This window comes from Faecalibacterium sp. An192, assembly GCF_002160175.1.
Taxonomy (GTDB): domain Bacteria; phylum Bacillota; class Clostridia; order Oscillospirales; family Ruminococcaceae; genus Faecalibacterium.
In genome coordinates, this window is record NZ_NFKB01000014.1 from 54,572 (window position 1) to 63,792 (window position 9,221).

The window sequence follows — 9,221 nt, forward strand, 5'->3', positions numbered from 1 at the left end:
GATGCGCCGGGGCGCTCAGTGCTGCTTTTTGGCTTTCTTCACCAGGCCGATGCCCACGCCGCTCAGGGCGATGGCGGTCACCGAAGCCACGGCGCCGATGATTCCCAGCACCAGGCCGGAAACCAGAAAACCAAAGCCTTTCAATCCGTGCACCATATTCGTTTACCTCCGTTGGATGGTTCCCGGGGGCAGCCCCGGGGATTCTATGTTGCCGCTGCCGGTCCCGCGGGCTCAGGCCCGCTTTTTGAAGATCAGCAGCTTGTTGAACAGATAATTCAGCACGATGACCAGCACATTGGAAAACGCCTTGACCCCCAGGCCCCAGAGGGCGAGGGCTCCGGCAGGGTCCAGCCAGCGGCCCAGCACAGCCAGCACCAGCCCCTGGCCCGGGGCGGCCAACCAGTTGCCGCCCACAATCATGATGACAGCGTCCAGCACCATGGTGCCCAGACGGCAGGCCACAAACCGGCCGAACTCCACCGCGGCGTCCCGGCCACGGGTCCGGCTGGCAAAGACAAACCGCCGGTTGGTCCCGTAGGCAAAGAGGATGCAGAGAATATTGTCCAGCACATTGCCCCAGCTGTTGGCCGCGGCATAGCCGAACAGGGCCTGAAACAGCCCGTACAGCACCATATTCAGCAGGGTGGTCAGCACGCCGAACACCAAATACCGCAGCGCCTCGCCGTGGGCGCGGGCCGCGGCCAGAATCTTTTTTACAGCAGCCATACCGTCCCAACCTGTCCTGTGCCCGGCCAGGCCGGACACAGCTTTTTCACAAAAGCCCCAGTTACCAAAAACACCCCGCCGCCTTGAACCGGCAACGGGGTAGTTTTTTCACAGTGTCAGAAAAGGCAGATTACTGCTCGTCTTCCTTCAGCAGAGCCTTCATGGACAGGCTGATGCGCTTCTTGTCGAAGTCGACATCCAGCAGCTTGACGTCCACCATGTCGCCGACCTTCAGCACGTCGGAGACCTTCTCCACGCGATCATTGCTGATCTCGCTGATGTGGACCAGGCCGTCCACGCCGGGCAGGATGCGGACAAAGGCGCCGAACTTGGTCAGAGACACAACCGGAGCGTGGAAGGTGCTGCCCACGGGGTAGTTGTTGCGCAGCTGCTCCCAGGGGTTGTCCTCGCTCTTCTTGTAGCCCAGAGAAACCTTGTGGTTCTCCTGGTCGATATCCTTCACATACACCTCGATGGAGTCGCCCACGCTGACGACCTCGGAGGGATGCTTGATGCGGTTCCAGCTCAGCTCGCTGATGTGGCACAGGCCGTCAACACCGCCGATATCGACGAAGGCGCCGTAAGAGGTCAGGCTCTTGACCACGCCGGTGTAGGTCTTGCCGATCTCGACGCTGGCCCAGAACTCCTCACGGCGGGCCTTGTTCTCCTCAGCGGTGACCTTGTTGATGCTGCCCACGATCTTGCGGCCGGAGCACTCGGTAACGACCAGGCGGACGTGCTTGCCCACCAGAGCGGTGTAGTCCTCGTCACGGCGCATGGTGGCCTGAGAGCGGGGCACAAAGACCTTCACGCCCTTGACGTTGACCACAACGCCGCCCTTGTTGTACTCGGTGACGTCGCCCTCGACGACCTCGCCGGACTCAGCAGCCTTGGCGATCTCTTCCATGCCCTTGCGCGAGGCAAGCTTCTTGCGGGAGAGCTGGATGACGCCATCCTGATCCATAACCTTCTCGACGATGAGGTCCAGCTCATCGCCAACCTTGACCAGGTCCTCGACCTTTGCGGAGGAGTCGTCGGTCAGCTCGCTCAGACGGACAAAACCGGTCTGCTTTGCGCCGATGTCGACCTGGATCTCGTTGGCGGAAATGCTGGTCACGACTCCTTTCACAATACTGCCTGCATGAACACGTTTTTCCTCGGATGCGTTCAGCATCTCCTCGAAGCTCATGCTGTCATTGATTTCTGTCATACTGTTAAGTACCTCCTCAATAATAGACGATGGCGTTGAAGCCCCTGCTGTCACGCCCGCCGTCCTCACATCTGCAAACCACTCGGGCTGAAGCTCGCTTGCTGTTTCAACCGTAACGGCCCGCGTATGTTTTGCGGCGACTGCGACTAGCTTCTGGGTATTAGAAGAATGATGACCGCCAATCACGACCACAAGGTCGCACTGACGGCTGAGGTCTTCCGCTTCCTGTTGCCTCGCCCACGTCGCATTACATATTGTATCAAAAATTTCGGCGTTTGTATAGGCTTTTTTCAGAAACTCCGAACATTCTTCCCATTTTGTTGCTTGAAATGTGGTCTGAGCAACCACAAACATCCGTTTTTCGGGATTTTCAGGGCCCTTCCAGCCCTTCAATTCGGCCAAATCTGCAAAGACGAAAGACTCCCCACGGGTATGCCCGACGATTCCCTGGACCTCCGGATGGGTCCGGTCGCCGGCCACAGCCAGGCAGACCCCCTCCTGTTCGGCCCGCCGGGCGATGGCGTGGATCTTGGCGACAAAGGGGCAGGTGGCGTCCTGCCAGGACACGCCCAGGGCTGTCAGTTCATCGTAGACGCTCTGGGGCACCCCGTGGCTGCGGATAACCACCTGGTATCCCGGGGGCACATCCCCGGGGGCCTGGACCACCTTGGCGCCCCGGCGCTCCAGGTCCGCCACCACCTGGGGATTGTGGATCAGGGGGCCCAGGGTGGCCACCTTTTCTCCTGCATCCAGCAGGCGGCAGGTCAGCTGGACGGCCCGGTCCACTCCAAAGCAGAAGCCGGCCGTCTTAGCCAAACGTATTTCCATAGCGCGGTTCCTCCGGACATAATGTCAGTATGCGCACTGCGGGTGAATTTATGCAGAGGCAGCGCCATCAAATCCATACCGCTGGCCCAGGTCAATCCAGGCATCGGTCAGGGCCTGCTTGTTGGCCCGCAGGGTCTTGATGTCGCGGCGGCTCTCCATGGCGAACTGGGCGGCCGGCATGGGCTCCCCAAAGACCACCCGCACCCGGCAGAACAGACGCATGTGTCCGTCGGGGGTGCCGTACAGCACCCGGCAGGGGATCACGTCGGTGCCGGCTCCCGCCGCCACCACAAACATTCCGCTCTTGGGCTGGATCAGCTTGCCCTCTTTTTCGCGGGTTCCCTCGGGGAACAGCAGCAGGCCGCGGCCCTTTTTGCACTCTTCAATGGTGTTCTGGAGGGTTTCCATCTCGTCCTTGGTGCCGCGGACCATCACACATCCGCACTGCTTGAGGAACCAGGTGACCACCGGGTTGATCTCAAACAGTTCCTTTTTGCCAAAGACCACCATCCGCTTGCCCCAGAACCGGGCAATGGCGACGAACACCGGGTCAATGGCCGAGATATGAGTGGGCGCCAGGATGAAGCCGGCCGACTGGATTTTTTTCAGGTTTTCCCGTCCGATCACCTGGATGCGGAACAGGAGATGAAAAATCACCCATGCCCCCGACAGAAGGATAGGATACAGCATCACATTTCCCCCACACGCTCTTTGATGATTTGTTTCATGGCGTCCAGGCTCTGGGCCAGGTCCATGTCCGAGGTGTCCAGCAGGACGGCGTCCTCGGCCTGACGCAGGGGCGCCGCGGCGCGGCTGCCGTCCTGTTCGTCCCGGCGCTTGACGTCGGCCAGCACTTCCTCAAAGCTCTCGCTGCGGCCGGCCTGCTGGTATTCCAGCCAGCGGCGGCGTGCCCGGGCCTCGGGGCTGGCGGTCAGGAAGATCTTGACGGTGGCGTTGGGCAGGATCACCGTGCCGATGTCCCGGCCGTCCATCAGGATGTTCCCGGTCTTGGCCATATTGCGCTGGAGATCCAGCAGGAAGGCCCGCACTGTGGGATTTGCACCCACAGCCGAGGCGGCCATCCCCACCTGTTCGGTGCGGATCAGGCCGCTGACGTCCTCGTCATTCAAATAAATATGCTGTTCGCCGTCCAGCACAGCCAGACGCAGCTGAATTTCGGGCAGCAGCCGGTTGACCGCCGCCTGGTCGGCAGGGTCCTGCCCGGCCCGCAGGGCGTACAGCCCCACCGACCGGTACATGGCGCCGGTGTCCACATAAATATATCCCAGGTCCCGGGCCAGCTGCCGGGCCAGGGTGGATTTGCCCGCCCCGGCAGGACCGTCGATCGCAACCGATATCATACTTCTATATTCTCCTTCCGGCAGGCGGAACATTCCCGCCGCCTGAAACTTTTTTCGTTTTTACCCCAGGACCACAGCCGTGCCGCTGGCTGTGACCATCAGCATCCCATTGTCGGTGCCCAGGACCTCATAGTCGATGTCCACCCCCACAATGGCGTTGGCGCCCATGGCGGACGCCCGCTCCTGCATTTCGGCCAGAGCGTTCTGGCGGGCCTGGATCAGCTCGTCTTCATAGCTGCCCGACCGGCCGCCCAAAAAGTTGGTGAAGGATGCAGCGATATCCCGGATGAAGTTGACGCCCGAGATCACCTCGCCGCAGACAATTCCCTTGTATTCCACAATCCGCATTCCCTCCACGGACGGTGTCGTCGTAATAATCATAGGTTGTTACCTCCTTTATGTCAAAGCGCCTCAGTCCAGGTTGGCCGCGAAGGCCTGCCCGGTGCAGAAGGCGATTTGCAGGTTGTACCCGCCGGTGTAGGCGTCCACGTCCAGCACTTCCCCCGCGAAATAGAGGTTCGCGGCTTTTTTGCTCTCCATGGTGCGGGGGTCCACCTCCCGCACCGATACGCCTCCCGACGTGATGACCGCGTGGGCCAAATCGCCCCGCTGGTCCACCGAAACGGTCCAGTGCTTGCACAGACGCACCAGTTCCCGCTTCTGTTCCCGGGTGATCTGGTTGGCCCGGGTGGCGGGGTCGATGCCCCACCGCTCCACCATCACCGGCTGCATGCTGGCCGGCAGCAGCTTCACCAGGGCCCCCTGGGCCGCGTGGTTGGCCAGCAGGGCAAAGTCCCGGGTGATGCGGTCATACAGCTGCTCCTCGCTGAGAGCAGGCTTCAAGTCAATTTCCACATGATAGCGGTGTTTTTTCATATCCCCCAGATGGCTGGATGCGCTGAGGGTCAAGGGCCCGCTGATGCCGAAATGGGTGAACAGCATCTCGCCCTGTTCGCTGAAAATGGCCTTGTTGTCCTCAAAAAGGGTGAGCTTCACGTTTTTGAGGGCCAGGCCCATCATCTTTTTGCAGTCGGGGTCCCGGGAAACCAGGCTCACCAGGCTGGGCACCGGTTCCACAATGGTGTGGCCCGCCTGACGGGCCAGCCGGTAGCCGTCGCCGGTGGACCCGGTGACCGGGTAGCTCATGCCGCCGGTGGCCACCAGGACGCAGTCCGCCCGGTAGATCCTGCCCGAAGTTCCCTTGACGCCCAGACAGCGGCAGGCGGGGCCCTTCTTGGGCTTTTTGCCGTCGGCGGAGGGAGCGGGCGGGTCCAGCGGTTCCAGCAGCAGGGCCTCAGCCCCGTCGTGGAGGATCTTTGCCCCCGCGGCATAGTCCAGCAGGGCCTGCCGCACCTCGGCGGCCTTGTCCGACACTGGGAACACCCGGCGTCCCCGCTCCACCTTGAGGGCGACCCCCAGGCTCTCAAACAATTCCATAGTTTTGGCGGGCGGGAAGGCATAGAGGGAGGAATACAAAAACCGCCCGTTGGTGCGCACATGGCGCAGAAATTCCTCCTCGTCGCAGTCGTTGGTGAGGTTGCACCGGCCCTTGCCGGTGACCAGAATTTTCTGTCCCGGCTTGTCGGTGTGCTCCAGCACCGTCACGCTGTGCCCCCGCCGTGCAGCGGCGCCGGCGGCCATCAGGCCCGCCGCGCCCGCCCCCACGATCAGAACTTCTGCCATGGATGAACGCCCCTTTTTCGTCAGATTCCGTACTTTTTAATAATACCAGAATCGGGCCGCAAAAGCAATCGCGAAAAAAAGGAGCGGCAGGACGCCGCAGCGCCTGCCGTTCCATGATGCTGTCAGCTGCCGATCAGCTTGACAGGGTCCAGATATTTGTCTCCATCCAGCACTTCCAGATGGATATGGGATTCCAGGGCGCTCTCGCCGGTGATGGTGCCGGCCTGGCCCAGCTTCTGGCCGGAGGTGACGGCGTCGCCCTGCCGGACGGCGGCGTCCTCCAGGGCCGAGATCCGCCACAGACGGCCCTCGGCGTCACGGATGGAGGCCACCACGCCCCAGTTGCCCTCCGCGGTCAGGCTCTCGACGGTGCCGGCCACCGGGGCCAGCACGTCCTCCCCTGCCTTGCAGGCGTAGTCGGTGCCGTTGTGGGTGCGCCAGTCGCCCAGGGTCTCGTTATAGACCAGCTCGTCCCCGCTCCAGACGGCGAGCACCTGACCAGAGACAGGCCGCGTATAGCCCGAGCCGGCTGATGCGCTGGCAATGGGCGATTCGGTTTGCAGCTCGGAAGGTTCGGACACCGAACCAGATCCAGACGATGCACCAGAGGATGCGCCAGACGAGCTGGATTCGGGCACGTCGGCCACCGACTGGGCCGCGCTGGTGGATTCCTGTTCCCATAGCTGTTCCTCCGTGTCCTGTTGGATTTCGGGGTCAATGCCGGGGAAGGTCTCCTCCCCGGTGATGCTCTGGCTGGGGTTTTTGCCCAGATCCTCGGCCATCTGATCCCGGACCGTCCGCACGGCCCACACGCCGACGGCTGCAGCCGCCGCCACGCAGGCCAGCAGGGCCAGCACAAAGCCCTTGCCCCGCAGAAAATTCCTGATATGCTCCATCGTTTGATTCTCCTTCGGTTGAAACCTGTGTACGGGTGTTGCCCTTAGTTTGAGACACTTCCCGCCCGAATATTCACCCAAAGGCCAACTTTCCGGGGATAAAATGCGGCCGATGCCAAGTCAGGAAAACGGGCGGAAATGGCAGGCGGCGTTGGTGGACATTTTCCACACCCTCTTTTATAATGGTGCAAAAAAGGAGGCGAGCGCCATGCGTTTAGGAAACAATCTTTTCAAAGCCCGGAAAAAGAGCGGCCTGTCCCAGGAGGACGTGGCCGCCAAACTGGGGGTCAGCCGCCAGACCATCTCCAAGTGGGAGCTGGACGAGACGCTGCCCGACATCCGTCAGGCCAAAAAGCTGGCGGTACTGTATCACATGACCCTGGACGAGCTGATCGAGCTGGACCCCGACGTGCAGGAAATCCAGCAGGCCATCGACAGCATCAGCGAGGAGAAGCAGCAGAAAGTGAACTGGACCGCCGTCTGGGGCAAAAAGTACCCGGTTCTGAACACCTATCAGGAGACGGTGGACGTGGCGGACTACGCCGCCCGGCTGCATCAGCTGCTGGACAGCCTCCAGGAGCGGTACGGCTACAACCAGCTGGACGCCATGCTGGTGCTGAAAGACATTCTGGGCCACACCTGGAACAAGAAATAACCCAAAACCCCTGCCGTCCGTCCCGGAAAGCAGGGGTTTTTCCTTATAAAAGCAGCTCTCAGCCTCTCCACAGATAGAGGACGAACCAGACCACCGCGCTGAGAATCCAGCAGGCAGCGGCGAACAGATAGATTTTGCTCCCGCTCATCCGGTAGCGGCTGACGCCGCTGGTGGCCAGAAACACCGAGAACAGAACGATCAGGTTGTAGCCCGTGCGGCCCTTCAAAAATACTTCCAGCAGCAGCATCACCACATAGGCCGCCGACATTCCCAGAAAGCCCACCAGAGCGGACCTGGACGCAATCTCCCGGTCCCGCTCGTCGCCGTTGCGGTTTTCCTGCCGGCTCTTGGCCAAAATTTCTTCTTTGTCCATTGGATCTCCTCCCCTCAGGTACGACAAGTTTTGTTTGCACATTCAGGATAGCACAGACAAGTTTACTTGTCAATAGATTCTGCAAAGTTTTCTTTGCGCCGGATGGACAGCGGCTTCCGCCTGTGCTACACTGACAGAAACGAGAGGAGGAGCCTATGGTTTTTCTCACCACCCAGCGCCTGATTCTCCGCAATGTTGCGCCGGAGGATACAGACACCATGTACGATTACCGCAACAACGAACTTTGCGCCCGCTACCAGCGGGGCCAGGTCCGGGACCGGGAGGGCATTGCCGCCCTGGTGGAGCGCCGGCGCAGCGATGTGCTTGGCCTGGAACAGCCCGCCCTGCTGGCAGTGGCCCTGCGGGACACCGGCGAAATGATCGGGGAAATTGTGGTGATGCCTCAGGACGGGGCCATCTCTCTGGGCTATACCTTTTCCTACCGGCACCACCGGCGGGGCTATGCCTATGAGGCCCTGTCCGCCCTGCTGGAACTTCTGCACAGTCGCTTCCCCGAGCAGGAGTTCATCTGCTTCACTGAGGCGGAAAATCTGCCCAGCAGGGCCCTTCTGCGCAAACTGGGGTATCAGGATTTGGGCTACGCCCCCAAAATCCAGTCCCAGATCTTCGGCAAGTGGCTCACCCCGCAGTCCGAAGCCGAACTGCGTCAGGCCACCGATCCCGCCCGCTGAACCCCTGCATCCCCTGTGCGGAAAAGGCACAGGGCTTTTTTCGAGCCAAAATGTAAAAACATCTTGACATTTTCTCCCGGTCTGCTATACTGAAAATGTAAAGAGTATTTGACATTCCAGAGGAGGTATCTGCCATGAAGAAAATGGATGAAATGGACCGCAGTATCCAGCTTCGGGCCGAGGAGCTGGCCTATAAGGTGGTGTTGGGCGCTCTGGCCGGGTCCACCTGCGCCAACTGGGCCAACGCTGTTTTGTACAAAATGCCGCCCGACCTGGTGCCGGGGCTGATCCTCTGCCTGGCGGTATGCGTCCAGGGAATTTCGCAGATTTTGTTCAAACAGGAAATGGTCCGCGGGGATGAGGAATCCCCGGAGCCCAACCGGGCCGCCCAGGTCCTGGGGGCAGCCGCCGCGCTGGGGGCCTTTGTGCTGGCGGCGGGCGTCCTGCTGCTGCGGGTGTAAACGGCCATGCGGAACAACGTCAAACAGCTGCGCAAGCAGGCAGGCCTCCGGCAGGAAGATCTGGCCCAGATGCTGGGGGTCAGCCGGCAGACCATCATCGCCATCGAGAACAACAAATACGACCCCACCCTGGCCCTGGCCATGAAACTGGCCCGGCTGCTGGGACTCCATGTGGACGAAGTCTTTTTCCTGGACGAATAAGCAAACATCCCCCGCACCTTTGGGCGTGAACCGCCCCATATTGTGCGGACAGTACAAAAAAGAGGCCTGCAAGGGGTAGAAGTAAACGAATCAAAGACTGGCCTGGCGAAGCGAGAGCGGAGCCAGGCCAGTCTT

General features: G+C 61.0%; 13 protein-coding genes. 4 read left to right on the forward strand and 9 right to left on the reverse strand.

Annotated elements, in window-relative coordinates:
• Window positions 1-15 precede the first annotated feature (15 nt).
• The 8 genes from B5F27_RS16930 to B5F27_RS06465 form a co-directional block, all read right to left on the reverse strand.
• Window positions 16-156: a hypothetical protein gene (locus B5F27_RS16930; RefSeq protein WP_164488778.1), complete on the reverse strand. Its 141-nt coding sequence runs from the start codon at window positions 154-156 to the stop codon at window positions 16-18.
• A gap of 75 nt (window positions 157-231) precedes the next feature.
• Window positions 232-726: a GtrA family protein gene (locus tag B5F27_RS06435; protein WP_242962114.1), complete on the reverse strand. Its 495-nt coding sequence runs from the start codon at window positions 724-726 to the stop codon at window positions 232-234.
• A gap of 130 nt (window positions 727-856) precedes the next feature.
• Window positions 857-2,764: a bifunctional 4-hydroxy-3-methylbut-2-enyl diphosphate reductase/30S ribosomal protein S1 gene (locus tag B5F27_RS06440; protein ID WP_087365556.1), complete on the reverse strand. Its 1,908-nt coding sequence runs from the start codon at window positions 2,762-2,764 to the stop codon at window positions 857-859.
• 48 nt (window positions 2,765-2,812) lie between these two features.
• Window positions 2,813-3,454, reverse strand: coding sequence for a lysophospholipid acyltransferase family protein (locus B5F27_RS06445; RefSeq protein WP_242956853.1), 642 nt, complete (start codon window positions 3,452-3,454; stop codon window positions 2,813-2,815).
• Window positions 3,454-4,125, reverse strand: a complete 672-nt coding sequence (gene cmk, locus B5F27_RS06450) for a (d)CMP kinase (protein ID WP_087246164.1) — start codon at window positions 4,123-4,125, stop codon at window positions 3,454-3,456. Before cmk ends, B5F27_RS06445 begins: the two co-directional genes overlap by 1 nt.
• A gap of 60 nt (window positions 4,126-4,185) precedes the next feature.
• On the reverse strand, window positions 4,186-4,506 hold the full coding sequence (locus B5F27_RS06455; protein ID WP_087246162.1) for a putative heavy metal-binding protein: 321 nt from the start codon (window positions 4,504-4,506) through the stop codon (window positions 4,186-4,188).
• 30 nt (window positions 4,507-4,536) lie between these two features.
• Window positions 4,537-5,808: an NAD(P)/FAD-dependent oxidoreductase gene (locus tag B5F27_RS06460; protein ID WP_087365559.1), complete on the reverse strand. Its 1,272-nt coding sequence runs from the start codon at window positions 5,806-5,808 to the stop codon at window positions 4,537-4,539.
• Between the two features lie 122 nt (window positions 5,809-5,930).
• Window positions 5,931-6,704, reverse strand: coding sequence for a M23 family metallopeptidase (locus tag B5F27_RS06465; protein ID WP_087365561.1), 774 nt, complete (start codon window positions 6,702-6,704; stop codon window positions 5,931-5,933).
• A gap of 208 nt (window positions 6,705-6,912) precedes the next feature.
• Here B5F27_RS06465 and B5F27_RS06470 point away from each other — a divergent pair, with 208 nt between their 5' ends.
• Window positions 6,913-7,359 (forward strand): helix-turn-helix transcriptional regulator, encoded by a 447-nt coding sequence (locus tag B5F27_RS06470; RefSeq protein WP_087246156.1) that lies wholly within the window; start codon window positions 6,913-6,915, stop codon window positions 7,357-7,359.
• A gap of 58 nt (window positions 7,360-7,417) precedes the next feature.
• Here B5F27_RS06470 and B5F27_RS06475 read toward each other — a convergent pair whose 3' ends face one another.
• Entirely contained in the window at window positions 7,418-7,732 is a 315-nt protein-coding gene (locus B5F27_RS06475) for a DUF6442 family protein (RefSeq protein WP_087365563.1), read from the reverse strand.
• Between the two features lie 155 nt (window positions 7,733-7,887).
• Between B5F27_RS06475 and B5F27_RS06480 the strand changes: the two genes are divergently transcribed.
• The 3 genes from B5F27_RS06480 (at window position 7,888) to B5F27_RS06490 (ending at window position 9,086) form a co-directional block, all read left to right on the forward strand.
• On the forward strand, window positions 7,888-8,424 hold the full coding sequence (locus tag B5F27_RS06480; RefSeq protein ID WP_087365566.1) for a GNAT family N-acetyltransferase: 537 nt from the start codon (window positions 7,888-7,890) through the stop codon (window positions 8,422-8,424).
• 134 nt (window positions 8,425-8,558) lie between these two features.
• Entirely contained in the window at window positions 8,559-8,885 is a 327-nt protein-coding gene (locus B5F27_RS06485; RefSeq protein WP_087365568.1) for a hypothetical protein, read from the forward strand.
• A 6-nt stretch (window positions 8,886-8,891) separates the two neighbouring features.
• Complete coding sequence (locus B5F27_RS06490) at window positions 8,892-9,086, forward strand: helix-turn-helix transcriptional regulator (RefSeq protein WP_087246149.1); 195 nt, start codon at window positions 8,892-8,894, stop codon at window positions 9,084-9,086.
• Window positions 9,087-9,221 lie beyond the last annotated feature (135 nt).